This window comes from Chromobacterium sp. S0633 (assembly GCF_024158805.1).
In the GTDB taxonomy this organism is placed as follows: domain Bacteria; phylum Pseudomonadota; class Gammaproteobacteria; order Burkholderiales; family Chromobacteriaceae; genus Chromobacterium.
Window position 1 is genome coordinate 205,900 of the sequence record NZ_JAMZGH010000003.1, and the last position, 26,328, is coordinate 232,227.

The window sequence follows — 26,328 nt, forward strand, 5'->3', positions numbered from 1 at the left end:
CGGCGCGCGGCCGTATTGGCCGCGCGTCCGGACGACGGCGCGTTTGCGCCGTCAGAACACGGGCAGCAGTCCTTGCATCACCAGGATCTGGAACAGGATGATGGCGAGGCCGGAACCGCCTATCGCCCAATGCAGGGTGCCGCCGCCGCTGACTTGGTAGCCGGGCCGGTAGTTGTCCTGGCGGCGCAGCTTGATCAGGGCCAGCGCCGGGAACAGGATGGCGAGAATCACCAGGAAGATGGCGGCGGCGCCCAGCGCGGCGATGAAGCCGCTGGGGAAAAACAGGGCGAAGCCCAGCGGCGGCAGATAGGTGATCAGCGCGGTCTGCAGCCGCTGCCGCAGGCTGTCGCCGCGCTTCAGCGTGCTGGCCATGGCGTCGAACAGGCCGAGCGAAACGCACAGATAAGAAGTGAACAGCGCGATGGACGAGAAGGCGGACAGCAGGGAGGGCACTTGCGGCGTGGGCACCAGCGCGTGGAATTCGTCCAGGAACATGCCCACCGAACCGTTATGGGCGGAGATGGCCTGAAAGCTGTGGCTGCCGTAGCGCGGCAGCGCGCCCAGCGTATTGAACACCCACAGCAGGTAGACGCCCATGGGAATCAGGCTGCCGGCGATGAAGACATTGCGCAGCGTGCGGGGTTGGTCGCGGCCCAGGTATTTGACCATGCTGGGCACGCTGCCGTGAAAGCCGAAGGCGGTCAGAAACATGGGGATGGCGGCCAGCATGTATTTGGCCGAGTCCGTGTTTTCCGATAGGTTGCCGGTGTCGACATAGGGCTGGATGACCGCGCTGAGCGAGAGAAAGATCAGGATGTTGAGGCTGAACAGCAGCCGGTTGACCTTGTCCACCGCGGTGGTGCTGGCGAAGACGATGCCGCCGATCAGCGCGGTGAAGGCCAGCGAGACCTGGCCGGGCGACAGGGTCAGGCCCAGGTATTGGTGCAGGCCGGATTGATAGGTGGAGCCGCCGCCGGAGATATAGGCGGAGGAGAGCGCGTAGAGCAGGAGCAACAGGCTGGCGTTGATCAGATAGCTGCCCTTGGCGTTGAACAGCGAGCGGGCGATGGCGTCGAAGCCGTAGCCTTCGGGAAAGGACAGACAGACCTCCAGCAGCATCAGGCCGGTATAGGTCATCAGCGCCCAGATCAGAAACAGGGTCAGGCAGGCGTAGCCGAAGCCCATGCCGGCGGACACCAGCGGCAGCGCCAGCATGCCGGCGCCCAGCATGGTGCCGGAAATCAGCAAGGTGGCCCCGATGGCCTTGAAATTGACTTGCATGTGGAATCCTCAACCATCCTTGATGAAGAGAAGGATGCGTTCGTAAAAACCGGACAAACTCATAGTCGGTATTGGGTCTGGTAGTGAAAAAAACGCTCCCGGCCAGGCCGGGAGCGGAGGGGGATCAGGCGGCGATCAGGGCGTCGGCGCCGGTCTTGTCTTCCATGTCCACGATCTGGGCCAGCTTGGCGGCGAAGACTTCGCGCAGCTGTTCCCAGTAGGCGTCGAAGTCCTCGGCCTTGCGCAGGAAGTGGGTCATCACCGCGGCGCGCAGGATGTAGACGCTTTCCACCTTGTCCCATTCGGCGCGGCTGAAGCCGCGGCTGGCCACGTAGTGCCAAGGGGTGTCGCCGTACTCTTCCACCGACAGCGAAGTCGAGGAGGTCAGGAAGTCGTTGGTGTAGGTGCGGCCGGAAGCGTAGGAGCAGATCTCGTACATCTTCTTGTTCAGCCGGTTGTGGTCTTCCAGGCTGTCGTTGCCGATTTCCTTGAAGGTGAAGTTCACCATGTGGAAGTCCGGGTGCATGATGGGACGCACTTCGAACTGGCGGCGGCCGACGGTCAGCGGCTTGGCGGCGGCCAGACGCTGGGCGAACCAGTCGGCGGTGACGATGCCGCGGCCGATCACCTTGCCGTAGCCGCCGATGTTCAGCGGCACCAGACGGTGGGCCGCCCATACCGCGGCGGCGGTGGCGCCGGCCTTGGAGCCTTCCATGATGGAAGAGCCCAGCACCACCTTGGTGTCCGCGCCTTCTGCCTCGTCCACTTCTTCGAACACATAGGCCGCGTGGTAGGAGATCAGGTCGACGATGCGCTTGTCCTTCATGCAGACGGCGCCGGCCGCGTACTGGATGTAGCCCACCTTGTGCGGGTCCACGGTGATGGAGTCCGCTTCCGCCATCGCCTTGAAGCCTTCGTAGACGTCGCGCTTGGGCCAGGTCACGCCGGCCGGGATGATGTCTTCGGCGCGGTAGCGGGCCAGCAGCGCGTCGTAGTCCATGAACTGATTGTTGTCATCGAGGAACATCGCGCGGACATAGCCGCCGTAGGCCGCGTCCACGTGCACGTAGAAGGAGGCGCCGTATTTCTGTTCGCACTCGGCGCGCAGCTTGATCACTTCGTCGACATGGTCGATCGAGCCTTCCTCGGTGGTGCCCACCACGGAGACCATGGCCAGGATGGGGTGGCCTTCCTCGATCAGGCGGAAGGTGATCTCGCGCATCTTGGCCACGTCGGTGCGGTAGTTCTCATCCACCGGCAGCGGCACGATGTGTTCCTGGCCGATGCCCAGCACGTCCATCGCCTTCATCCACGAGTAGTGCTTGGATTGCGGCACCAGGATCTTGCCCAGCGAACCTTGCTTGATGCCGACGCCGCGGCAGGACATCGCGCGCACTTCTTCGAACAGGCCGCGTTTTTTCAATTCGTCGGTCAGGTCCAGCACCGCGCTGGGCGACAGGTTCAGCAGTTCGCGCTCGCTCTTGCCGGCGACCAGATCGCGGGCTTTTTCATGCTGGGCGATGGCCAGCGGCATGGTCTTCAGATTGCGCGCCACCCACATGCCTTCGTAGTTGGCCACGGTGCCGCCGGAGGTGATGTGGCCCCAGCTGCGCTTGGGGTCGTAGCCGAACATCCGGCACAGATCGAGGCCGGCTTCCACTTCCAGTTCGGTGGTGGTGGGCGAGGCTTCGTGCGCGCAGTTGTTCGGGTTGTACATCATGGTCATCACGTAGGCCAGATTGGACACCATCAGCGTGTCCGCATTCATATGGCCCAGATAACGCGGCGAGAACCAGGGCACCGAGGTGTTCTTCAGCTTGGAGGACAGCTGGCGCAAGATGCCTTCGGTGCGGTACAGGGTCTGGCGGAAATCGCCGGCGTGCTGTTCCACCGGGGTGACCAGCGCCGGGTCTTCCGGGTGAAAGTCCGCGCGCCAGTGCAGGTGTTCGGACACGGCGTATTCCATCATTTCCTTGAAGAACACGCGGTTTTCGGATTTGGGGCCGATGAACAGGGCATCGACGTTAAGCGGGGAGAAAGTCGGATTGGTCATGACTGAGTAACCTTGTTATTTAAGAGAGGCGTGAGCCGGCTCATTTGCCTTCGGCGGGACGAGCCTTGCTGGCGGGCGAGGTGCGCGGGGCGACGCCGGCGGAACGGGCGTGCTTGGCTTTTTGGCCGTAGGCGTACACCAGGAAGGGAATCACCAGCATGACGGCGAGGCCGATGAGCTGGAACTGCAGGTATTCATGCGCGGAGCCATGGAAGCTGCCCGGCGGGATGAAGCCCAGGTAGCCGGCCAGCAGGGAGATGGCGATGCCCAGGCCGGAGCAGATCCACATGCCCGCCTTGCCGCCGGGGACGCGGAAGCTGCGTTCCACGTCCGGGCGCTTGTAGCGCAGATAGATGGCGGCGGAGAACATGAACAGATAGGCCACCAGATAGACGAGCCCGGTCAGGCCCATCAGCATGAAGTAGAAGTTGTCCACATTGGGCATCACGGTGATCAGCACGCCGACGATGGTGATGGCCGCCGCCTGGATCAGCACCAGGGTCACCGGCACGCCATGGCGATTGGTCGTCTGCAGGAATTTGGGCAGCGCGCCGGAGTCGGCGGTGGCTTGCAGGCCGCGCACCGGGCCCAGCACCCAGGAGTTCACCTGACCCACCAGGCCCAGGCCGATACACAGGCCCATGACCGGGGCCAGCCAGCCCATGCCCCATTGATTGAAGTAGAGCTCGAAGGCCTGCATCAGGCCGGCGGTCATCGAGATCTTTTCTTTGGGGATGGCGATGAAGATCGCGGCGGAGCCGATCACGGACAGCAGCACCATGATGACCGACACCAGGATGATGGCGATCGGATAATTGCGGCGGGCATCCTTGATGGAGGACACATTGGACGCCGACACCTCCATGCCCATCACCACGAAGATGAAGCCGATGAACAGGCCGAGGGTGCCGCTGTCGCTAAAGCTGGGCACCAGATTGTTCCAGCTCCAGGACACGTCGGTCATGATGGGGTGGCCGCCGGCAAGATAGGCGATGCCGCAGCCGATCAGCACCACGCCGGGCAGGAACACGCCCAGGCTCACGCAGATGGTGGAGACCCAACCCAGGGTTTTCACGCCGCGCATGTTGACCAGGGTGCAGGCCCACCAGATGCCCAGAATCATCGCCAGCATATAGAGCTTGTTGCTGGCGAGAGCAGGGTCAAACACATAGGCGAAGGTGGCGGCGATGATCATGATGATGGAGGTCATGCCGAACACCATCTGTATCCACTGCATCCACACCGCAACAAAGCCCATGCGCTCACCGAAGGCCTCGCGCACCCAGATGAACAGGCCGCCGTCCTGCGGCCAGGCGGTGGCCAGCTCCGCGGACACCAGCGCGGTGGGCACCAGGAACAGCAGCGCGGCCGCCAAGGTCAGGAAAATCGTCATCATCCCCGGCTGCGCCGTCATCGGCAGCGTACGGACGCTGACGACCACGGCGGCGGTGATCATGACGAAGGCGAAGACGCTGATCTTGGGAGGCGCCTTATCGATTGTCGTCATTTTCATCTCCATCGAACAAGTAAATAAAAACGTTCAAACATAAAATTTCGAAAATATTATTTATTTCGCTATGTTCAGCGTTTGATGAAAGTCAATATTAGGAAAATTCGATAAACGATAATTCTTATGGAATAATTGGAGTAGGCCGGCAAAGCCTTGCCAGGCAAGGCTTTGATTGGTCTTGGGGCGGATCAGGCTATTGAGGATGAATTTGGCTTGGCGCTGGCGCGGCGGCGGTTTTGGCCGCCTGTTTACGTTCTCGCAAGCGAGAGAGACAAGGCCTTGCGGCTGAGAAACGGAACCCACGCGTGGCGGATGAGGGCTTCGGGCGGCGCTCAGCGCTTTGCGTTACGCCAGGCGCAGCAGAGTGTGAGGCGGCGCTGACGTCGCGGGACGGCGAGAAGACGGGATGGGTGTGCTGGAGGAGGACCGCGGGGCGCGGAAGCGGCGGCGCAAGCAGGCATGCGCCGCCGGAGGAGGCTAAAGGTTTACAGGGCCTGGGACGGGTTCATGCCTTTGGGCAGCAGCATCCACAGATTGCCTTGCTGCTTCATTCTGCCGGCGTACATGCCGGCCTCGGTGCCGAAGCCCCAGAAGAAGTCCGCGCGCACCGCGCCCTTGATCGCGCTGCCGGTATCCTGGGCGTGCACCAGCCGCGCCAGCGGCTGGGTGGAGTGAGGCCAGGTGGTGAGCAGGTAGACCGGCGCGCCCAGCGGGATGTAGCGCGGGTCAACCGCGATGCTGTAGCCGCCGGTCAGCGGCACGCCCAGCGCGCCCATGGGGCCGCCGTTGTCGCCCGGCAAGGTTTTGAAGAACACATAGCTGGGATTCACCGCGAACAGCTCTTGCCGGCGTTGCGGATTGCGCGCCAGCCAGTCCTTGATGCCCTGCATGGACGCGTCGCCCATGGTCAGCTCGCCCTTGTCCACCAGCCATTTGCCGATAGATTGATAGCCGTAACCGTTTTGCTCGGCGTAGCCGATATGGATGAAGCTGCCGTCGTCCAGCTGGATGCGGCCCGAGCCCTGCACCTGCAGGAAGAACAGCTCGACCGGATCTTCGACCCAGGCGAGGATGGGCGCGTTGGCCACGCCCTTGCCCTGGTTGATTTCCGCGCGGGTGTAATACGGCAGCAGGCGTTTGCCTTCCAGGCGGCCCTTCAGCCGCGTGCCGCGGTTGTCGGCGGGAAAGTCGCCGGGGCGGATTTCAATATCGCCGGCCGCGCTCAGCGCCAGCCGGTTGGGTCCGCTGCGGCGCGCCGTCAGGCTGGACTTGCCGCGAACCGAGGGCGGAACGTCCACGCTGTAAAAATCGGCAGGGATGCCGTATACCGGCCAGGGGGTGCGTTCGCTGCGCGTCCGGCTGCCGCTGAGCAGCGGTTCGTAATAACCGGTGATCAAGCCGCTGTCGCGGCTGCCGTCGTTGACCTTCCAGGCGGCGAAGCGGTTTTCGAAGAACTGGCGCACCGCCTGCGCGTTGTCGGCGGCGATGCCGTCGGCTTGCCGGCACACTTCGGTCCAGCCCGGTTTTCTGGCGATGGCCTTACAGCTTTGCTTCAGCGCGACGAGGGTATCGCCCAAGTCCTGCTGGTTCCAGGCCGGCAAGGCGGTCGGCGCGCCGCTTTCCCGCACCGCGCCGCCCGTCTTGCCGGGCGGACTGGAAGTGGAGCAGGCGGCCAGGCCGACGACAAGCAGTAACAACAGCCATTTTTTTAACATGCGCTAAGTTCTCTGAAACGGGGCTAGGGCAGCGACGCGCTGCGAACCGGTCTGATTCTACGCTGGGACGCGCATGACGGGGCGATGACGGCCGCGGCGATTGTTGCGGCGGCGCCAACAGGCGAGACCGTCGCGCCGCGTTGTCATGGACCGGCAACAAAATTGAAAAGTTTCCTCGCTAGTATGCGGTAAAACATTCGCGCTGAAGCTTGGGCTTGAGCGCATGCAGGCCATATCACTGGAGAATCTGATGAAACGTTTTTGCATCCGCGCCTTGTTGTTGACCACCTTGCTGTCCGCCGGCCTGCCGGCTTACGCCGAGCAGACCCCGCCGACCGATGAAGAGTTGGCCGCCAGCGTGCAACAGGCCTTGAACGGCGATGCCGAACTGCAGCCGCTGAGCCTGAAGGTGAGCAGCAAGAAGAGCGAGGTGACGATTGAAGGCGGCATGACCGACGACCAGCAGATGTTCAAAGCGGGGCAGATTGCCGAAAAAGTGCCGGGCGTGAAGTTCGTCATCAACAATATGGTGCTGAAAAACTAAAAAGGTTTGCTCCGGCGGCTTGTCCGGCGGCAGCAAAGGGCGCTTCGGCGCCCTTTTGTCATTTTATCCATCCAGTTTTTCGTCGGGAATTTAAGATTAATCCGATTGTGGTGCCTTCTCTTATTGCGAAAAATATGTGGTGTTGCCGGCTGACGGCCTTTCCGGAGGCTGGAGCCGGCAAGGTTTTTCCAATCAGCAGTATGGATCGCTCGCGGCCCACTGCGAAGCACCGGACACGACTCATGGAATATGCATCCGCACTTGGCAAGAGGGTTTCCCACCGCATGATGCTGCAACCGGCGGAGCAGGTGGACAAACTGATTTCACGGCTGGAGGGCGCGGACGAAGCCAAGCTGGTGTATTGGGACGAACGCAGCCAGCGGCTGCGCGCGCTGAGTCCGCGCTCGCGCCGCGGCCAGCAATTGCTGGCGCGCGGCTTGCAATCGCCCCAGGTGGTGGGCGTGTTCGACGGTTACGCCAGTTATCAGGACATCTATCAGGCCTTCCAGCAGACGCTGGCCGACCTGAAGCTCAGCTGAGCAGGACTTAGACGCGTTCCAGCTCCAGCAACTCCGCCATGGTTTGACGGCGGCGGATCAGCCGGCTGGAGGCGCCGTCTATCATGGCCTCGGCCAGCAGCGGCCGGCTATTGTAGTTAGACGACATGGTGGCGCCGTAAGCGCCGGCGTCGTGAAACACCAGCAAATCCCCTACCTGAGCCTCCGGCAGCAGGCGGCTTTCCACCACGCCGCCCTCCTGTTGGGTAAAGACATCCCCCGATTCGCACAGGGGGCCCGCCACCACGCAGGGGGCGCGCTCGCCTGATTTTTCCTCGCCGTCCGCGCTGAGGACGGAAATATCGTGATGGCTGCCGTACATGGCGGGGCGCATCAAGTCGTTGAAGCCCGCGTCCACCAGCACGAAGCGCCGGCTGCCCATGGTTTTGACCGCCCTCACCTCGGAGATCAGGGCGCCGGATTCCGCCACTAGGAAACGACCGGGCTCGATCTCCAGCCGCACCGGGTGGCCCAGGTGAGCGGCGATCCGCCGCCGCGCCTCGTCCCACAGCTCGAAATAATGCGTGGTGTCGATGCGGGCATCGCCGTCGCGGTAAGGGATGGACAGACCGCCGCCGGCGGAGATCGCCTCGATGTCGTGGCCCAACTGGGTCGCCAGCCTGACCATGGCGCCGCAGACCTGTTGCAGGTGGCCGTAATCGACGCCTGAGCCGATATGCATGTGCAAGCCCACCAAGTGCAGGCCGAACTGGCGGATCACCGCCAGCGCGTCGGCCACCTGTTCATGCCAGATGCCGTGCTTGCTGTTCTCGCCGCCGGTATTGGTTTTCTGGCTATGGCCATGGCCGAAGCCGGGGTTGACGCGCAGCCAGACCCTATGGCCGGGCGAAGCCGCGCCCAGCTGACGCAGCATGTCGATGGAACCGGCGTTGACGGCGATGCCTTCGGCCGCCACTCGCGCCAGCGTGGCCCGGTCCAGCACGTCGGCGGTGAAGACGATGTCGGAAGGCTCGGCGGAGTCCGCCCGATAGCCGGCGGCCAGCGCGCGTTCGATTTCGCCCAGCGACACCGCGTCCACCTTGACGCCCTGTTCCCGCATCAGGCTGAGGATATGGGTGTTGGAGTTGGCTTTTTGCGCATAGCGGATCACGTCGAAGCCTTTCAGCTCGGCAATGCGCCGGCGAATGGTGTCGGCGTGGTACACCCAGAGCGGGCTGCCGTATTGGCGGGCGAGTTCGGCCAGTTGGCGGGCGTCGAAGCATTTCATGGCGTGGCGATGGCGTAGGTGATAGACAGCTGCATCATGGCGTGCGCCGCGGCAAAAATAAAATATCAAATTATCGCTGCTTCTTTCATTTATGATATGGATTGCCAAGGGGAAAGGCGGGCTTGGCGCCGCCTATGCGCAAGGGGTAGGGGATGGAAATCAGTCTGCGCCACATTGAAGTGTTTCGCGCGGTGATGACCACCGGCAGCGTCACCGAGGCGGCCGTCCTGCTGCGCACCTCGCAGCCCACGGTCAGCCGAGAACTGGCGCGTTGCGAACAATTGCTGGGCATGGTCTTGTTCGAGCGCAGCCGCGGCCGCTTGCGGCCAAGCGCGCAGGGGCTGCAGTTGTTCGAGGAAGTGCAGCGCAGCTATCAAGGTCTGGAACGCATCGTCAGCAGCGCGGCGGCGATTCGCCAGTTCGAGCAGGGGCAGTTATCGATTGCCTGTTTGCCGGTATTCGCGCAATCGCTGTTGCCGGCGGCGTGCCGGCGATTTCTGTCGCAAGCGCCGGGCATCAGCCTGAACATCGCGCCGCAGGAGTCGCCTTTGCTGGAAGAGTGGCTGGCGGCGCAGCGTCATGACCTGGGTTTGAGCGAGAGCGCGCACGCGCCGGCGGGGACGCGGATGGAGCCCTTGCTGCTGGCGGACGAGCTGTGCGTGTTGCCGGAGGGGCATAGGCTGCTGAGCAAGACGGTGTTGGCACCGGAGGATTTCGAAGGCGAGGCCTTCATCAGCCTGGCGGCGACCGACAGCTATAGGCAACAGCTGGATCAGGTGTTCGCCGAGCGGGGGGTCAAGCGGCGCATGGTGGTGGAGACGCATAGCGCCGCCTCGGTATGCGCGATGGCGCGGCAGGGCATAGGCGTGGCCGTCGTCAATCCGCTGACGGCGCTGGATTATGCCGGCTCAGGCCTGGCCGCAAGGCGCTTCAGCGTGTCGATTCCGTTCGCGGTGAATCTGGTGCGGCCGCTGCACCGGCCCGCCTCGCCGCTGCTGGAGCGCTTGGTCGACAGTCTGAAGGCCGAGCTGGCCGCGGTCAGCCGGAGGCTGGCCGCGCCGACGGGGGCTTAGCGGCAGTGCAAAGTCTCGCGAGCTAGCCTGTGCGCAGGCTTTGAGCCGGTTCTTAGTCGCGCAGCGCCACCACCACCCGCTTATTGCGCGCGCCCTTGCTTTCAATCTTCTTGACCACGACCGGGCCGATCTCGCCGGTGCTGCGTACATGGGTGCCGCCGCAAGGCTGCAGATCGATGCCGTCGATATTGATCAAGCGGATTTCCGGCAGGTGCAGCGGCGGCGTCACCGACATGGTCTTGATCAGCTCCGGCTGACGCCGCAGCGCCTCGCCGCTGCTCATTTCGATGCGCACCGCGCGGTCCTCCGCCACCAGCCGGTTCAGCTCGCGCTCGATGTGCTCGCGGTCCAACTCCATGCCTTCCGGCAGATCGAAGTCCAGACGGCCGGATTCCGCGCTCAGATTGCCGCCGGTGACGCCGGCCTTGATCACCACGGACAATAAGTGCAGACAGGTGTGAATGCGCATGTGGCGGTGGCGGCGCGCCCAATCCAGTTCCAGGACGACCGGCGTGCCGGCGGCGAGCCGGGGCGCATCGGCGGGCAGCAGGTGGACGATGGCGCGCGTTTCGCGGTCGCGGCGGGTATCGCTGATCGCACAGCCGCCGCCGTCCCAGCTCAGCGCGGCGCTGTCGCCGGGCTGGCCGCCGCCCAGCGGATAGCACAGCGTGTCCTCCAGCACCAGGCCGGCGTCGTCATGCCGCGCCACGCGGGTTTCCAGGCGGGTTTGGTAGGGATCGATGTAAAAGCGCTCTGCCATGCGGTGATTCCTTTTCAGACTATGCTGGGAAGACCGGCGTCGCTTGTCGCCGCCGGTCCCGATAATTTTGAGAATGCTGCCGCCGGCTGTGTATTTCAAGAGACAGCGCTGGCGAAAAATCATGGCAACAGCTTGTCGCAACAGCGTTTAGCGCAGATAATCGCCGACTTTTTCCGCCTTCCTGCCCATTGCTCTCATGACCATTCGCCATAATCTGGAACATTACAATCCGCCGCCGGACGCCGGCCTAGACGTGATTTACGCCGACGAGGCCCTGCTGGTGCTGAACAAGCCTTCCGGCTTGCTGTCGGTGCCGGGGCGCGGCGAAGACAAGGCGGACTGCTTGATCAGCCGCGCGCAGCGGGTCTATCCGGACGCGCTGACCGTGCATCGGCTGGATATGGCGACGTCCGGCCTGGTGGTGATGGGGCGCGGCGCCAGCATGCAGCGAGAACTGTCCATCGCCTTCATGGACCGCAAGGTGGACAAGCGCTATGTGGCGGTGGTGGACGGCATCGTGGAACAGAACAGCGGCACCGTGGATCTGCCGCTGATCATAGACTGGCCGAACCGTCCGCGTCAGAAGGTGGATTTCGAACACGGCAAGCAGGCGATCACCCATTTCCGTGTGGTGCTGCGCGACGGTTTGCGCCAGACCAGCCGGGTGGAGCTGGAGCCCTTGACCGGCCGCGCCCATCAGCTGCGCATGCATATGCTGCATCTGGGCCACCCCATCCTGGGCGACGACATCTACGCGCCGGAAGCGGTGCTGGCCAAGGCCGATCGCCTGCTGCTGCACGCGGATCGCCTGACGCTGCGCCACCCCATCACTCGCGAAGAGATGAGCTTCGACGCCAAAGCGCCATTCTAAGTCGGCAGTCAGCGCGCGGCCTGGCCGCGCCGCGGTTCCTCTTGCGCGGCCATTCTTGCCGGCCGCGCCTCGTCCTGATCTTCCCCCTTGTTCCGTCCACAGCGTGGCGGCGCCTTGCCCGGAGGCCGCTTTTTATAATGTCTTCGGCATTTTGTGGCACGGAAAGATTGGCTTGCCCTGCCAGTCTGTGCATACTTCCGTTTTGATCTGAAGCAAGAACTCACTAAACAAGCGTGCTGCCGCCAGAACGCTTGTTTAGTGATTTCTACCTTGTAAGGATCTGTCATGTTAAGTCGCAATTCCGCATTGCCCAGCATCGTCGTCGTCGGCGGCGGCGCCGGCGGCCTGGAGCTGGCCACTCGTCTGGGACGCAGCTTGGGCGCGCAACACAAGGCCCGCGTCGTGCTGGTCGACGGTTCGCCCACCCATATCTGGAAACCGCTGCTGCATGAGGTGGCCACCGGCGCGCTCAACACCGGCGAGGACGAGGTCAATTACTTCGCCCATGGCTATCGCAACGGCTACGAGTTCGAATTCGGCTATATGCAGTCGCTGGACACCGAGCGGCGCTGCATTCAGCTCGCCGAAGTGCGCGACGCCGGCGGGGAGCAGCTGAGCCCGCCGCGCGAGGTGCCCTACGACTGGCTGGTGCTGGCGGTGGGAGCGGAAGCGAACGACTTCGGCACGCCCGGCGTCGGCGAGCACGCGATGTTTCTGAACACCCCGGACGATGCGGAGAAGCTGCGTCACCGGGTGCTGGAACTGGCCTTCCGCTGCAGCAGCGGCCAGCAACCGCTGTCCAAGCTGGGCATCGCCATCGTCGGCGGCGGCGCCACCGGGGTGGAACTGGCGGCGGAGCTGAACCACACCCTGTGCGAACTGCATCATTACGGCGCGCGTCTGCAGCCGGAGCGCGTGGAAATCAGCGTGATCGAAGGCGCGGACCGCATCCTCGCCGCCGCGCCGCCGTCCTTGTCCGCTTACGCCCAGGAGCAATTGGCCGCGCGCAACATCAAGGTGCTGACCGGCAGCCGGGTGGCGGCGGTGCGCGCCGACGGCGTGGAATTGCAGGGCGGCGACAAGGTGGCGGCCGACATCACCGTCTGGGCTGCCGGCGTCAAGGCGCCGACCTGGCTGGCCGGCCTCGCCGGCTTGCAGACCAACCGCATCAATCAATTGCAGGTGGATAAGTGGCTGCGTTGCCAGGGCGCCGCCTGCGTCTACGCCTTGGGCGATTGCGCCGAGGCGCCGGACGGCGACAGCGGCCGCAATCTGCCGGCCACCGCCCAGGTGGCGCACCAGCAGGCGCGTTATCTGGCGGACGAATTGGGCCGGCGCGTGGCCGGTCGCCAGGGCAAGCCCTTCGTCTTCAAACCGCAGGGCATGCTGGTGTCGCTGGGCAAGCACAGCGCGGTGGGCAGCCTGGCGGCGGTGGTCGGCCCCAAACGCGATTACTATGTGGAAGGCCTCGGCGCCAAACTGATCTACAGCTCGCTGTACCGCATGCATCAGGCGGCGGTGCATGGCTGGGTGCTGGCCACTCTGCTCTACGTCGGCGACAAGCTGCGCCGCGCCGCGCGGCCGTCCTTGAAGCTGCACTGAGCCGCTCCCGTCCAATGCCAAGCCCACCTTCGAGGTGGGCTTTTCGTTGGCGCAGCTTGACCGGGCGGCGGTTTGCGAACATCTTTATTGCCATTTGCATAAATGGGGATGGGGATGGGGATGACGCAAGCTTCTCGCCTGGAGATAGACGCCTGGCTGGATCAACGGCCGCTGGGCGGGTTTCAGCGCCGGCTGCTATTGATCTGCGGCTTGCTGATGATTCTGGACGGATTCGACGTGCAGGCCATGGCCTACGTCGCGCCGGCGCTATTGGCGGACTGGGGCTTGGCCAAGCCGGCCTTGGGGCCGGTGTTCAGCGCCGGCTTGCTGGGTCTGCTGCTGGGCGCCTTGTTGTTCAGCCCGCTGGCGGATCGCTTCGGCCGCCGCGCCTTGCTGCTGCTGTGCACCGTGTGGTTCGGCCTTGGCATGTTGGCCACCGGCTTCGCCGCCACGCTGGAGCAGCTGCTGTGGCTGCGCTTCCTGACCGGCCTGGGCCTGGGAGGCATCATGCCGAACGCGATGGCGCTGGCCGGCGAGTACAGCCCGAGCCGGCGCAGAGTCAGCATGATGATGCTGATTTCCTGCGGCTTTACCGTCGGCGCGCTGCTGGGCGGCTTGTTGGCGGCCTGGCTGGTGCCCGCGCACGGCTGGCGCGCGGTGTTCCTGGCCGGCGGCGTCGCGCCGCTGCTGCTGGCGCTGTGGATGTGGCGGCAATTGCCGGAGTCGCTGCAGTTTCTGTTGTCGCGGCAAAGGCGGGAACAGGCGCTGGCCTGGCTGCGTCGCCTGGACCCGGCGATGAGCGGGGCGGCGGCGTCCAGCCTGGCGCTGCGCGAACCCGTCGCCGCGGCGTCGTTGCCGCATTTGTTTCGGGCCGGCCGCGCGCGACTGACGCTGACCTTGTGGGCGCTCAGCTTTCTGAACCTGCTCTTGCTCTACTTCCTGTCCAACTGGATGCCGGCCTTGGCGCGGGACGCCGGCCTGAACACGCAAAACGCCATCCTCGCCGGCGCCGCGCTGCAACTGGGCGGCGTGGCCGGCACCTTGCTGTTGGGGATCTGGATAGACAGACTGGGCTTCTTGCGGGTGATGCTGCCCAGTTTCGCGCTGGCCGCCGCCGCCGTGGCCATGCTGGGGCAGTGGGGGGCGCAGCAGGCAGGCTTGTTCGGCTTATTGTTCGCCGCCGGTTTTTGCGTGGTGGGCGGCCAGCCGGCGATCAACGCCCTGGCGGCCAATGCCTATCCCACCTCCTTGCGCGCCACCGGGGTGGGCTGGAGCCTGGGCGTGGGCCGGGTGGGCTCGGTGTTGGGACCGTGGCTGGGCGGCGAGCTGCTGCGCCAGGACTGGAGCCTGGCCAGCCTGTTCATGCTGGCCGCGACGCCGGCCTTGCTGGCGGCCTGGCTGGTGTGGATGTGCCCGCAGGCGGCGCGGCCGGCCGCCGTCTGAGTCAGATCGCCAGCAACGCGGCGACGACGCGGCGGTCTTCCGCCAGCAGGATGTTGAAGGTGCGACAGGCGGCCTGGGTGTCCATGGTTTCCACGCCTATGCCGGCGTTGGCCAGCGCGGCGGACAGGCGCGGATGGCAAAAGCGCAGGCTTTTGCCGGTGCCGAAGAGCACTACTTCCGGCTGCAGCGCCAGCAGCGCGCTGAAATGGCTTTCCTGCAAATCCTCGAAAGCGTCCACCGGCCAGGGCGCCACGCTGTCCGCGGTGACGATCAGATTGCCCTCGTGGCGCTGGGCGTTGATTAGAACATGGCCGTCGCCATAGCCGGTGAACAAGTTGCGGCCTTGCCCCAGCGATTGCTGCATTTTCATGTGAGCGGATTCCCGATTGCGAGCGCTGCGGCGGACGGCCCTTTCCGGGCGCGAATACCTGCTGCAGTGCATCAGAGATTGGGATAGGATTATAACTCGACCCCGCCGCTGATTGCCGCCATAACGTCAACGTGGTCATCGCTTCAGCGGGGACATCCAAAGAGATCAGATGAAAGAACACAAACCGCGCCGCCAGGGCAAGACCGCCGTCTCCGGCGGGCGGCAAGCCACGGAAACCATTGTCGTCATGCAGCCAGTCCATAAATCGCAAAAACTCGCCAACGTTTGTTACGACATCCGCGGTCCGGTGCTTGAGCACGCCAAGAAGATGGAAGACGAAGGCCATCGCATCATCAAGCTGAACATCGGCAACCCGGCGCCGTTCGGCTTCTTCGCGCCGGACGAAATCATCGAGGACGTGATCGTCAACCTGCCGTCCGCCTCCGGCTATTCCGATTCCAAGGGCCTGTTCGCCGCGCGCAAGGCGATCATGCATTACGCCCAGCAAAAGCAGCTGCCCAATGTGGGCATGGACGACATCATCGTCGGCAACGGCGTGTCCGAGCTGATTGTGATGTCGATGCAGGCGCTGCTGGACAACGGCGACGAAGTGCTGGTGCCGGCGCCGGATTACCCGCTGTGGACCGCCGGCGTCAGCCTGGCCGGCGGCAAGGCGGTGCATTATCTGTGCGACGAAGAGCAGGGCTGGTTCCCCAGCATCGACGACATCCGCGCCAAGATCACGCCGGCCACCCGCGCCATCGTGGTGATCAACCCCAACAATCCCACCGGCGCGGTCTACCCGCCGGCGCTGCTCAAGCAGATCGTGGAAGTGGCGCGCCAGCACCAGCTGATCATCTACGCCGACGAAATCTACGACAAAGTGCTGTACGACGAGGTCAAGCACACCTCCATCGCCTCCTTGGCGCCGGATCTGTTCGTGGTCACCTTCAACGGCCTGTCCAAGAATTACCGCGCCTGCGGCTACCGCGCCGGCTGGATGATTCTGTCCGGCGAGAAGAAACACGCCAAGGACTATATCGAAGGCCTGAACATGCTGGCCTCGATGCGCTTGTGCGCCAACGTGCCGGCGCAGTTCGCGATCCAGACCGCCTTGGGCGGCTACCAGAGCATTGACGATCTGGTGGCGCCGGGCGGCCGCCTCGCGCGCCAGCGCGACCTGGCGCACAAACTGCTGACCGATATTCCCGGCGTCAGCTGCGTCAAGCCGCAGGGCGCGCTCTACCTGTTCCCCAAGCTGGATCCCAAGATCTACCCGGTCGGCGACGATCAGCAGTTCATCCTGGAACTGCTGCAGGAGGAAAAGGTGCTGCTGGTGCAGGGTTCAGGGTTTAACTGGATTGCGCCCGATCACTTCCGCGTGGTATTCCTTCCCAACTCGGACGATTTGGTGGAGGCCATCGGCCGCATCGCGCGTTTCCTGGAAAACTATCGCAAGCGCCACGGCGGCGAAGCCTGAAATCATGGCGGCTTGAGCCGGCGGACGGGGGCTGCGGCCCCCGTTTGGCCATCAGGCTTTCCTTGACAGCGGATAGCGTCCGCTGCCAAGGAAAACTTGGGACACGCGCCCGCTGCGCCAGCAGCGGCCTGGCGGCGCGGCTCTTGATCAGGGCCGGCCGCCGGCGCGGGCCGCGCGCAAGGATCTTGCGCCTGGCCGCCGCGGGCAGGGACAGAATACTAGAGACAGGGAGCAAGAATGAAACCGATCAATATCGGCCTATTGGGCGTGGGGACTGTCGGTGGCGGCACCGCCACCGTTCTCAAACGCAACGCCGAGGAAATCAGCCGCCGTGCCGGCCGTCAAATCCGCCTGCTGCAGGCGGCCAACCGCAATCAGGCGCGCGCGCAATCGCTGCTGGGGCCGGACGTGGACGTGGTGGCCGACGCGATGCAGGTGGTGAACAACCCCGACGTCGACATCGTGGTGGAACTGATAGGCGGCGACACCGTGGCCAAGGAACTGGTGCTCAAGGCCATCGCCAACGGCAAACACGTGGTCACCGCCAACAAGAAACTGCTGGCGCTGCACGGCACCGAAATCTTCGCACGCGCCCAAGAACAGGGCGTGATGGTGGCCTTCGAGGCCGCGGTGGCCGGCGGCATCCCCATCATCAAGGCGCTGCGCGAAGGCCTGTCCGCCAACCGCATCGAGTGGATAGCCGGCATCATCAACGGCACTTCCAACTTCATCCTGACCGAGATGCGCGACAAGGGCGCGAGCTTCGCCGAAGTGCTGGCCGAGGCGCAGCAGCTGGGTTACGCCGAAGCCGATCCCACCTTCGACATCGAAGGCCATGACGCCGGCCACAAGCTCACCATCATGGCGGCGCTGGCCTTCGGCATCCCGATGCAGTTCGACCGCTGTTACCTGGAAGGCATCAGCAAGCTGGAAGGGCGCGACATCAAGTACGCCGAGGAGCTGGGCTACCGCGTCAAGTTGCTGGGCCTGACCCGGCGCACCGCCGCCGGCGTCGAGTTGCGCGTGCACCCGACGCTGATCCCGGCGCGCCAGCTGATCGCCAACGTCAACGGCGTGATGAACGCGGTGCTGGCCAAGGGCGACGCGGTGGGGCCGACCTTGTACTACGGCGCCGGCGCCGGCGCGCTGCCCACCGCCTCCGCGGTGGTGGCCGACATCGTCGACGTGACCCGCTTGCTGACGGCGGACCCGGAGCACCGCGTGCCGCATCTGGCTTTCCAGCCGGACCAGCTGCAGAACCTGCCGATCCTGCCGATCTCCGACGTGGTCAGCTCCTACTATCTGCGCATCGGCGCCGCCGACCGCGCCGGCGTGCTGGCCAACATCACCCGCTTGCTGGCGGAGAACGGCATCTCGATCGAGGCGGTGATCCAGAAAGGCTCGGTGTCCGACGGCACCGCCGAGGTGGTGATCCTGACCCATCGCGTTCAGGAACAGGCGATAGACCGCGCCATCACCGGCATCGAGGCGCTGGAAAGTATTACCGGCAAGGTGGTGCGCCTGCGCATGGAAGAGCTGAATGATTAAACGCTGGCTGACCGGCCTCGGCGCCGGTCTGATCCTGGCGAGCGCCGGGGCGACGCCCTTGTCCCCCGGCCAGCACAGCCTGTTGCAGGGCTTTTTGATGCGAGGCTGCGTCAAGCGCACGCCGGCCTCGGACGGCGTCGGCCAGCGCTCCTCGGAGCAAGTGCAGAAATACTGCCAATGCGCCAGCCAGCATCTGGCCGGCCGCTTCTCCTCGGAAGAGGTGATGGGCGTGCTGACCGGCCAGATCAAGAAAGACGACCCGCGCGGCAAACAGCGGATGAAGGACGCCTCCGCCGCCTGCGCCCAATATCTGGAAACCCCCTGATGCGTTATATCAGCACCCGCGGCGGCATGGCCCCGCAATCGTTCAGCGACATCCTGCTGATGGGCCTGGCGCCCGACGGCGGCCTGGTGTTGCCGGAAAGCTATCCGCAGATCGGCCGCGAGCAGCTGGACGCCTGGCGCGGCCTGTCCTACGCCGAATTGGCTTTTGAAATCATTCGCTTGTTCGCCACCGATATCCCGGAAGACGATCTCAAGTCCATCGTCGAGCGCACCTATACCCGCGCGGCCTTCGGCAGCGAGGCGATCACGCCGCTCAAGCGGCTGCACGACGGCCTGGCCGTCCTGGAACTGTCCAACGGCCCGACGTTGGCCTTCAAGGACATGGCGATGCAGCTGCTGGGCAATCTGTTCGAATACGTGCTGGCCAGGAAGGGCGAGCGCCTGAACATCCTGGGCGCCACCTCGGGCGACACCGGCAGCGCCGCCGAGTACGCGATGCGCGGCAAGGCGGGCATCCAGGTGTTCATGCTGAGCCCGGACGGATTGATGAGTCCGTTCCAGCGCGCGCAAATGTACAGCCTGCAGGACGCCAACATCCACAATATCGCGATCAAGGGCATGTTCGACGACTGCCAGGACATCGTGAAGGCGGTGCAGAACGACCATGCTTTCAAGGCGCGCCACAAGATCGGCACCGTCAACTCCATCAACTGGGCGCGAGTGGTGGCTCAGGTGGTGTATTACTTCAAGGGCTATTTCAACGCCACCGCCGGCAATGAGGAGAAGGTCAGCTTCTGCGTGCCGTCCGGCAACTTCGGCAATGTCTGCGCCGGCCACATCGCGCGGCAGATGGGCTTGCCGATAGAACGCCTGCTGGTGGCCACCAACGAGAACGACGTGCTGGACGAGTTCTTCCGCTCCGGCGCCTACCGTCCGCGCGGCACGGCCAACACCTATGTCACCTCCAGCCCGTCGATGGACATCTCCAAGGCGTCCAACTTCGAGCGCTTTGTGTTCGATCTGCTGGGACGGGACCCCGAGGCGCTGAAAGCGCTGTGGCGCCAGGTGGACGCCGGCACCGGCTTCACGCTGTCCGCCGCGCAAACGGCCGCCGCGGCCGAGGTGTTCGGATTCGCTTCCGGTAAGAGCGCGCATGCGGACCGGTTGGCCACCATTCGCCAGCTGGACCGCGAAGACGGCGTGGTGGTGGACACCCATACCGCCGACGGCGTCAAGGTGGCGCGCGAGCTGCGCCGCCCCGGCGAAACCGTGGTTTGCCTGGAAACCGCCTTGCCGGCCAAGTTCGCCGCCACCATACGCGAAGCGCTGGACCGCGATCCGCCGCGACCGGCCGGTTTCGACGGCCTGGAGGACTTGCCGCAAAAAGTGTCGGTGTTCCCGGCGGACGCCGGCGAGGTCAAAGCCTTTATCGAGCGCAGTTTGAGCTGACGCGCGTCGGACGAAAAAACGGCCCCCAGGGGCCGTTTTTTTTTGCGTCCGCCGCGGCGTTAGAGCCTGTTCAAGGCCCCGTTCCATCCCTCTCGCCGACGCGCGACAGACATTGAACAGGCTCTTAAAACGTCAGCGCCACGCCGACATTGCCGGCGGTCTGATTGCTGCCGCTGCGGCCGCTGGCGGCGCTGAGCTGGCCGAACATCGACACGCTCTTGCTCAATTGGGCGCTGAGGCCGGCGGTCCATTCCAGCCAGTCCGCCTTGGGTTTGCCCAGCTTGACGCTGTAATCGCCCAGGGTGGTGGCCAGGCCGGCGGTGACCACGCGGTCGTCGCGCTTGAACTCGTGCGCGTAGCTGAGTTTGGCGTAGGGGCTGAAACGGCCGATGTCGGCTTCCAGCTGCCAGCCGACGCGCGCCACCAGGGAGGTGCCGTTTTGCGCGTTGAAGGCCATGCTGCTGCTGTTGCCTCCTTGCTCGGTGAAGCCGTTCACCTTGACGTGGGCGTAGTCCAGGCCGGCGATGGGGCCGGTGCGGTAGGTGCCCAGCGGCATCAGATAGCCGCCGGCTACGCGCAGGCCGTATTGGCTCTGGCGCGCGCTGCCGTTCAGCGTGATCCGGGCCGCGCCCAGCGAGACCTGGCGACGGGTGTCGATATCGCCGGCGCCGATGTGGGCGTCGCCGTCCAGCCAGAACCGTTCCTGCTTATAGCTGAACAGCGCGCTCATCAAGGTGCTGCGGTCGTCTACGCTGCCCGGCGTGGCGATGCCGTTGATGTTGGTCTTGCCGTTCTGGCGGGACATCGCCAGTCCCAGGCTCAGCGCCGGACTGGCCTGGAAGTCCAGACCCACGGTGTACAGCCGGCCTTGCGGCTTGGCGGATACGTCGTCGTAGCCGACCTTGTCGTCGTTGAAGGCGCCGCTGACGAAGGCGCTGACCGCGCCGACTTCACGCTTCTGCGCGCGGATGGCCTGGTAGCGGCTATCCAGCGTCCCGCCCAACTGGCGGGCGTTGCTCAGCGCGGACTCCGGCAGCGCGCCGGCGAAATAGGGCGCTTGCAGCAGGCCGTATATATAGTCGCCAATCAGCTGATAGGCGGCCGGAGTGGGGTGCAAGGCATCGGTGAATAGATAGCTTTGCCCGGGTATGACGGCGGCCAGGCAGTACAGCGCGGACTGAGGGCAGGCCGCGCCGGAGGTATTGCTGAAGCCATAGGCTTGCGGATTGGCCAGAAGCTCCGTGAACAGACCCGATATATTGGCCCTGACTATCCCGTGTTGCAGATTGCCGGCGCTAAGCGCCATGTCTACCAACTGGTTGTAGCCGCTGGCGCCTTTCTGAAGATTGGGCTGCACCGCGGCGTAAACGCTGCTCAGCGTGCCGGCGCTCAGACCGGCGGCGGTCTCCGCCTGGCTTAGCGCCTGATTGATCAGGGCGGGGGAATTGCTGGTTTGACCGGAGCTCAGTATCTGCCATGCGGCGCCCCAGGCGGCGGCGACTTTGCCGGCGTTGCCGGCGCCGGGCAGAGCGGTCTGAATGGCGGCGAGCACAGAGAGTGGAGCCGCCGAGATATCAGGCAGATTGGGCAAGATGATGGTATTGGCCCCGGCGGCCTTGAGCGCGGCCACGGCTTGTACGGTGTAGCCGGCGGAGGCGCCCAGATAGGCGGTCGGATCGCTTTGGCTGCCGGCGGCAATGACGTCGTTGCCGCCTATCCAGATGGCGTAGGCCGCGTTGGGGTCGGCTTTTTGGCCTTTCTGGCCCAGATAAGCGTTGATCTGGCCCGGCAGGTCTGTGACCGCGATCGCATCGGCTGCAGGGGTCTGGCTGGGGGTGTCCGGATTGGTGTTGGGCGGGCTGGCCGGCTGCGCGCGCGCATCGCCCTGAGCGTAATTATTGCCCGCAGTATTGGCGATGTGGCTGTTTAGGCTGTTGTTGGGCGATACGTTCTGGCCATAGTGCTTGGCCAGGACTTCGGCCCAGCCGGTGCCGTAGCCCAAGGTCCAGCGGGCGTTGGACGGCAGGCCGCCCAGGCCGCCGAAGGCGCCGGTGTCGGTCAGACTGTCCCCGAAAAAATAGAAATTGCTATAGGCGTTGGCGGCGGCCGGCAGGGCCAGCAGAGTGGCCACGGCCAGCGTGTTCAGGCGCTTGCGCATTTGGAATGTCCCCTTCCGGATAAAACTTTGGTTTTATTTAATTTAGATTTAAGAGTCTAAGCTCTATTCGAACGATTATTTGAATGTATGTATCGCATTGTCAATAGCGGCCCCAGGCTGCAGCCCTGGGCCCGCTTGCGCTAGAATGCGGGAATGCGACGTTTACTACTGTGGATGATGTGCTGCGCCTGGAGCGTGGCGGCGTCGGCCGCCATGCAGGATCTGGGGCGGCTGGAGGCTTTGGCCGGCGATTTTCTCAAACACGAGTTGTCGATGCGGCCGGCCACCTGGACGCTGGGGCAGCTGGACCGCAAGCTGGCGGTGCCGGCCTGCGCGCAGCCCAAGGCGGATTGGGCGACGCCGGGGGTGACTACCGGTTCCACCTTTGTCGCGGTGTCCTGCCCGGAACTGGGGTGGGCGCTGCGGATTCCGGTGCGGATCAATGAAAAGAAACTGGGCGTGGCTTTGAGCCGCGCAGTGGCGGCCGGCGAGGTGCTGAGCGCCGCTGACCTGCGCCTGGTCGAGGTGGCCAACCCCAGCCTGGCGCGCAATGTGTTGGACGATCTGCAGCAGGCGATAGGCAAGACCATGCGCTCCGGCGCGCCGGCCGGCGCCTGGCTGCGCAGCTTCATGGTGCGCGCGCCTTATCTGGTGAACAGCAACCAGCGGGTCAAAGTGGTGGCCTCGGGCGAGGGCTTCGCCGCGGCGGCCGACGGTTTGGCGATAGGCAATGCCGCCGAGGGCGAGCAAGTGTCGGTGCGCATGGCTTCCGGGCGGGTGATACGCGGGCAAGTTCAAGCGGACGGCAGCGTGATGGTGATATATTAGAGACGGTTCGCCGGCAGGTCTCGGCGCGCAGCGGCGGATAATTGGGCGAAAGTCTTCAAGATATTGTTTTTCCGTCCGATAATAGAGGTAATCCAGGTTCCCTTTGGGAAGGCCATGCCATGAAAGTAGATAACTCGGGCAAGCTGTCAGCAAGCTACAGCACCCAGAACAAGGCGGCGCCGCGCGACGCGGCCGCCAACGCCAACCCTGCCGCCAGTGGATCCGACAGCGTGACGATCAACCCTTTGGCCAGCCGTCTGAGCGCGGTGGAAAGCAAGGTCAGCGGCGATTCCGGCTTCGACGCAGGCAAAGTGGCCGCGATCAAGTCGGCGATAGCCGCGGGCACCTTCAACGTCAATCCGGAGAAGATCGCCGACGGCTTGATCGCCTCCACCAAGGAATTGTTGGCGCGCTGAGCGCGCGCAGGTGAGAGTCAGGCATGAACGTTGTTGAAGAATTCTGCCAGCTGTGCCGGGCCGAGAGCGCTCTCGTCACCCGGCTGATCGCGTTGCTGGAGCAGGAACAGAAGGTGCTGGTGCAGGGCTTTGACGTTCAGCTGGACGCCCTGGCCGAGAGCAAGAGCGGCGTGTTGGACCTATTGGCCGTCAGCGCCGCCCAGCGCGGCGAATTGATGCGGCGGATCGGCGTGCAGGACAGCGAGACGGTTTACATCTGGCTGGCGGACAAGCCGGAGGCCAGCCTGGCCTGGACCGGGCTGGAAGAGGCGATCCAGCGGGCGCAGAGCATCAATCAGCTCAACGGCAGCTTCATCGATCAGCGCTTGTCGCTGGTGGAGGGCGCGCTGAACACCTTGAAGGACGCCGCCGCGTCCACCGTGGGCTACGACAAGGCCGGCCAATTGCCGGAACTGGCCGCCGGGCGACGCTTTCTCGGCTCCGCCTGAACGTTTGAAGCCGTTCCCGAGGGGCATGCAAGAGCGCCGTTGCGGCGCTCTTGGCGTTTCCGTCCGACGGTTTTAGAGTCTATTCTCAAGGAGCAGTGGGAATGCCCTGGCCTTTATGGTATCTTCCTCTCCGGGCCTGAGAAAACCACTATCCGGAACCAATGACCCTGATTTCCTTGATTATCGCTCTGGCACTGGAGCAGTTGCGGCCCTTGGGCAATCGCAATCGCGTCTGGCTGCTGTTCACCCGCTACGCCAATCATTTGGAACGCAATCTGAATGCCGGCTCCAACCGTCATGGCGTGTTGGCGTGGTCCTTGGCGATCGTGCCTGCGGTCTTGCTCAGCTTGCTGATCTATTACGCGCTGCACGCCTTGAGTCCGATTCTGGCGATGTTGTGGAATGTCCTGGTCTTGTATCTGACCATGGGTTTCCGCCATTTCTCCAGCGCGTTCTCCGAAATCTCCCAGGCTTTGGCCGAAGGGCGGGATCTGGACGCGCGCGCCTCCTTGGCGAACTGGACCGGACAGGGCACCGCGGAGCTGTCGGTTGAGGAAATTTCCCGGCTGGCGATCGAGCAGGGGGTGGTGGATAGTTACCGCCACGTGTTCGGCACCATGTTCTGGTTCGTGCTGTTGCCGGGTCCGGCCGGCGCGCTGTTGTACCGCCTCTGTTCTATGCTGAATCAGAAATGGGGCAACCGCGACGCGAACGAGGACCCGTTCGGCCGTTTCTCGGCCAGCGCCGCCGCTTGGCTGGACTGGATTCCGGTGCGTTTGACCGCCGCCAGCTTCGCCATCATGGGCGATTTCGAGGATGCGGTGTATTGCTGGCGCTCCCAGGCCAAAACATGGGGGAACTACGCTAATGGCATTTTGTTGGCTTCGGCCGCGGGTGCGATCGGCGTGAAATTGGGCGATCCGCTCAGACAGGATTACTCCATACGCTTCCGGCCCGAACTGGGCTTGGGCGACGAAGCGGACCCCAACTACCTGAAAAGCGCGGTTGGTCTGGTCTGGCGTTCCGCCTTGCTATGGTTGGCCGTAATCCTGCTGCTCAGCGTCGCAAGCCACATGGGCTGACGACCCGACGCCGCCGTTCGGGCGGCGTTGCCTTGTCCGTTCGTGTCATTTGAATACGGGGGCGTGTTGGCGCATGCGCGCAACAGGCCCCGCGAGTTTTGCAGGAGTGTTGTCCATGCTGTTTTCCGAACTCGGGTTGTCTCCCGAGATTCTGCGCGCCATCGAAGAACAGGGCTATTCCCAGCCCACCCCGATTCAGGAAAAGGCGATTCCTCTGGTCTTGTCCAGCCGCGATTTGCTGGCCGCCGCTCAAACCGGCACCGGCAAGACCGCTGCCTTCATGCTGCCCATTCTGGAGCGCCTGAAGAAATACGCCAACACTAGCGTATCGCCGGCGATGCATCCGCTGCGCGCCTTGGTGTTGTCGCCAACCCGCGAGTTGGCGGATCAGATCGGCGTCAACGTCAAGAGCTACACCAAATACCTGCCGCTGCGCGCCACTACGGTGTTCGGCGGGGTCAATATGGACCCGCAAACTCAGGAACTGCGCCGCGGCGTTGAGATCCTGATCGCCACGCCGGGCCGCCTGCTCGACCACATCCAGCAAAAAACCGTTCAATTGAACAAGGTGGAAGTGCTGGTGCTGGACGAAGGCGACCGCATGCTGGACATGGGCTTCATTCAGGACATCCGCAAGATCATGGGCATGCTGCCCAAAGAGCGTCAGACCCTGCTGTTCTCCGCTACTTTCGCGCCGGAGATCAAGCGGTTGGCCGCCGACTTCATGAAGTCGCCGCAAACGGTGGAGGTGGCGCGTCAGAACGCCACCAACGATCAGGTCGAGCAGATCGTTTACTCGGTGGACGCCTTCAAGAAGCGTCATCTGCTGACGCATCTGATCAAGTCCCGCGACATGAGCCAGGTCATCGTGTTCTGTAAGACCAAGCTCAGCGCCGATCGTCTGGCGCGCGAGTTGCAGCGCGACGGTCTGCAAGCCGAAGCCATTCACGGCGACAAGGCGCAGGGCGCGCGTCTGGAAACGCTGGCCTCGTTCAAGGAAGGCAAGCTGCGCGTGTTGGTGGCCACCGATGTCGCCGCCCGCGGCCTGGACGTGACTGAGCTGCCCTATGTGGTCAACTTCGAGTTGCCGAACGCCCCGGAAGACTATGTGCATCGGATTGGCCGCACCGGCCGCGCCGGCGCCAAGGGCGTGGCGATCTCTTTGATGTCTCCGGAAGAAACCCGCCAGCACGACTCTATCGAGAAGCTGACCAAGCAGACGCTGACGCCGCAGATCGTGGACGGCTTCCGTCCCTCCTGGCTGGCGCGCCCCAACGAGCGCGAACGCGAGCGGGAGCGCCCGTCTGCGCCGCCCAAGCCGGAGGCTTCGGTTCTGGCCGGCTCCTCCGAGGGCGTGAAGAAGCCCTTGAACGGCCGCCGCAGCCGCAAGGCGAAGCGGGAAGTGCCGGCGCTGTTGCTGCCGCCGCGCTACAAGGTGGAAATCATTCGCTGATTGGGCGAACGAGCAAGGAACGGTCCCGAACGGGGCCGTTTTTTTATGGGCGTCGGCGGCACTTCCCGCCGGCCGCGGAGTCGGATGTCTGGGCGGTTTGCCCTGGGCGAGGAGAGCGCGATGCGGGTGAAATG

The 26,328-nt window shown here is 64.2% G+C and carries 23 protein-coding genes; 15 read left to right on the forward strand and 8 right to left on the reverse strand.

The annotated features are described in order from the left end of the window. Positions 1 to 51: 51 nt before the first annotated feature. From NK214_RS03100 to NK214_RS03115, 4 genes are all read right to left on the reverse strand, one after another. The gene (locus NK214_RS03100) at positions 52 to 1,281 is read right to left on the reverse strand and encodes an amino acid permease (protein WP_235086655.1); all 1,230 of its coding nucleotides are present in this window, start codon (positions 1,279 to 1,281) and stop codon (positions 52 to 54) included. Between the two features lie 124 nt (positions 1,282 to 1,405). Next, positions 1,406 to 3,334, reverse strand: a complete 1,929-nt coding sequence (locus NK214_RS03105) for a pyridoxal-dependent decarboxylase (protein WP_227104888.1) — start codon at positions 3,332 to 3,334, stop codon at positions 1,406 to 1,408. Positions 3,335 to 3,374: 40 nt separating this feature from the next. Next, complete coding sequence (locus NK214_RS03110) at positions 3,375 to 4,841, reverse strand: amino acid permease (protein WP_158274335.1); 1,467 nt, start codon at positions 4,839 to 4,841, stop codon at positions 3,375 to 3,377. Between the two features lie 488 nt (positions 4,842 to 5,329). Then, a complete protein-coding gene (locus NK214_RS03115; protein WP_253313736.1) occupies positions 5,330 to 6,559 on the reverse strand; it encodes a murein transglycosylase A in 1,230 nt (409 codons plus the stop codon). Between the two features lie 250 nt (positions 6,560 to 6,809). On the opposite strand from NK214_RS03115, the gene NK214_RS03120 reads away from it, so the two are divergent. Together NK214_RS03120 and NK214_RS03125 are read left to right on the forward strand one after the other, a co-directional pair. Then, on the forward strand, positions 6,810 to 7,103 hold the full coding sequence (locus NK214_RS03120) for a BON domain-containing protein (protein ID WP_158274334.1): 294 nt from the start codon (positions 6,810 to 6,812) through the stop codon (positions 7,101 to 7,103). A gap of 242 nt (positions 7,104 to 7,345) precedes the next feature. Then, positions 7,346 to 7,642, forward strand: coding sequence for a hypothetical protein (locus tag NK214_RS03125; RefSeq protein ID WP_227104885.1), 297 nt, complete (start codon positions 7,346 to 7,348; stop codon positions 7,640 to 7,642). 7 nt (positions 7,643 to 7,649) lie between these two features. Here NK214_RS03125 and lysA read toward each other — a convergent pair whose 3' ends face one another. Then, a complete protein-coding gene (gene lysA, locus NK214_RS03130; RefSeq protein ID WP_253313737.1) occupies positions 7,650 to 8,888 on the reverse strand; it encodes a diaminopimelate decarboxylase in 1,239 nt (412 codons plus the stop codon). A gap of 152 nt (positions 8,889 to 9,040) precedes the next feature. Here lysA and NK214_RS03135 point away from each other — a divergent pair, with 152 nt between their 5' ends. Beyond that, a complete protein-coding gene (locus NK214_RS03135) occupies positions 9,041 to 9,961 on the forward strand; it encodes a LysR family transcriptional regulator (protein ID WP_253313738.1) in 921 nt (306 codons plus the stop codon). 52 nt (positions 9,962 to 10,013) lie between these two features. Here the strand turns inward: NK214_RS03135 and NK214_RS03140 are convergent, their stop codons facing one another. Beyond that, entirely contained in the window at positions 10,014 to 10,721 is a 708-nt protein-coding gene (locus NK214_RS03140) for an alanyl-tRNA editing protein (protein ID WP_227104882.1), read from the reverse strand. A 196-nt stretch (positions 10,722 to 10,917) separates the two neighbouring features. On the opposite strand from NK214_RS03140, the gene NK214_RS03145 reads away from it, so the two are divergent. From NK214_RS03145 to NK214_RS03155, 3 genes are all read left to right on the forward strand, one after another. Then, entirely contained in the window at positions 10,918 to 11,592 is a 675-nt protein-coding gene (locus NK214_RS03145) for a pseudouridine synthase (protein WP_107800517.1), read from the forward strand. Positions 11,593 to 11,877: 285 nt separating this feature from the next. Beyond that, positions 11,878 to 13,194 (forward strand): NAD(P)/FAD-dependent oxidoreductase, encoded by a 1,317-nt coding sequence (locus tag NK214_RS03150; RefSeq protein ID WP_253313739.1) that lies wholly within the window; start codon positions 11,878 to 11,880, stop codon positions 13,192 to 13,194. Between the two features lie 120 nt (positions 13,195 to 13,314). Next, positions 13,315 to 14,637 (forward strand): MFS transporter, encoded by a 1,323-nt coding sequence (locus NK214_RS03155; RefSeq protein WP_253313740.1) that lies wholly within the window; start codon positions 13,315 to 13,317, stop codon positions 14,635 to 14,637. Between the two features lies 1 nt (position 14,638). Here NK214_RS03155 and NK214_RS03160 read toward each other — a convergent pair whose 3' ends face one another. Beyond that, positions 14,639 to 15,007: an Mth938-like domain-containing protein gene (locus NK214_RS03160; protein WP_227104880.1), complete on the reverse strand. Its 369-nt coding sequence runs from the start codon at positions 15,005 to 15,007 to the stop codon at positions 14,639 to 14,641. Between the two features lie 247 nt (positions 15,008 to 15,254). On the opposite strand from NK214_RS03160, the gene NK214_RS03165 reads away from it, so the two are divergent. From NK214_RS03165 to thrC, 4 genes are all read left to right on the forward strand, one after another. Further along, on the forward strand, positions 15,255 to 16,487 hold the full coding sequence (locus tag NK214_RS03165) for a pyridoxal phosphate-dependent aminotransferase (protein WP_227108608.1): 1,233 nt from the start codon (positions 15,255 to 15,257) through the stop codon (positions 16,485 to 16,487). Between the two features lie 237 nt (positions 16,488 to 16,724). Continuing rightward, the gene (locus tag NK214_RS03170; RefSeq protein WP_107800513.1) at positions 16,725 to 18,035 is read left to right on the forward strand and encodes a homoserine dehydrogenase; all 1,311 of its coding nucleotides are present in this window, start codon (positions 16,725 to 16,727) and stop codon (positions 18,033 to 18,035) included. Continuing rightward, on the forward strand, positions 18,028 to 18,360 hold the full coding sequence (locus tag NK214_RS03175) for a hypothetical protein (RefSeq protein ID WP_107800512.1): 333 nt from the start codon (positions 18,028 to 18,030) through the stop codon (positions 18,358 to 18,360). Before NK214_RS03170 ends, NK214_RS03175 begins: the two co-directional genes overlap by 8 nt. Then, positions 18,360 to 19,769, forward strand: coding sequence for a threonine synthase (gene thrC, locus NK214_RS03180; protein ID WP_227104878.1), 1,410 nt, complete (start codon positions 18,360 to 18,362; stop codon positions 19,767 to 19,769). Before NK214_RS03175 ends, thrC begins: the two co-directional genes overlap by 1 nt. A gap of 124 nt (positions 19,770 to 19,893) precedes the next feature. On the opposite strand, the gene NK214_RS25075 is transcribed toward thrC, so the two are convergent. Beyond that, positions 19,894 to 21,927: an autotransporter outer membrane beta-barrel domain-containing protein gene (locus NK214_RS25075; RefSeq protein WP_305883540.1), complete on the reverse strand. Its 2,034-nt coding sequence runs from the start codon at positions 21,925 to 21,927 to the stop codon at positions 19,894 to 19,896. 153 nt (positions 21,928 to 22,080) lie between these two features. Here NK214_RS25075 and flgA point away from each other — a divergent pair, with 153 nt between their 5' ends. From flgA to NK214_RS03210, 5 genes are all read left to right on the forward strand, one after another. Further along, positions 22,081 to 22,755 carry a flagellar basal body P-ring formation chaperone FlgA gene (gene flgA / locus NK214_RS03190; RefSeq protein ID WP_235086673.1) on the forward strand — a complete coding sequence of 225 codons (675 nt, stop codon included), beginning with the start codon at positions 22,081 to 22,083 and terminating at the stop codon, positions 22,753 to 22,755. A gap of 119 nt (positions 22,756 to 22,874) precedes the next feature. After that, positions 22,875 to 23,171 carry a flagellar biosynthesis anti-sigma factor FlgM gene (gene flgM, locus NK214_RS03195; RefSeq protein ID WP_019100618.1) on the forward strand — a complete coding sequence of 99 codons (297 nt, stop codon included), beginning with the start codon at positions 22,875 to 22,877 and terminating at the stop codon, positions 23,169 to 23,171. Positions 23,172 to 23,194: 23 nt separating this feature from the next. Further along, positions 23,195 to 23,659 (forward strand): flagella synthesis protein FlgN, encoded by a 465-nt coding sequence (locus NK214_RS03200; RefSeq protein ID WP_227104874.1) that lies wholly within the window; start codon positions 23,195 to 23,197, stop codon positions 23,657 to 23,659. A 161-nt stretch (positions 23,660 to 23,820) separates the two neighbouring features. Then, positions 23,821 to 24,741 carry a CobD/CbiB family protein gene (locus NK214_RS03205; RefSeq protein ID WP_107800507.1) on the forward strand — a complete coding sequence of 307 codons (921 nt, stop codon included), beginning with the start codon at positions 23,821 to 23,823 and terminating at the stop codon, positions 24,739 to 24,741. A 115-nt stretch (positions 24,742 to 24,856) separates the two neighbouring features. After that, the gene (locus NK214_RS03210) at positions 24,857 to 26,194 is read left to right on the forward strand and encodes a DEAD/DEAH box helicase (RefSeq protein ID WP_227104872.1); all 1,338 of its coding nucleotides are present in this window, start codon (positions 24,857 to 24,859) and stop codon (positions 26,192 to 26,194) included. Positions 26,195 to 26,328: the final 134 nt, after the last annotated feature.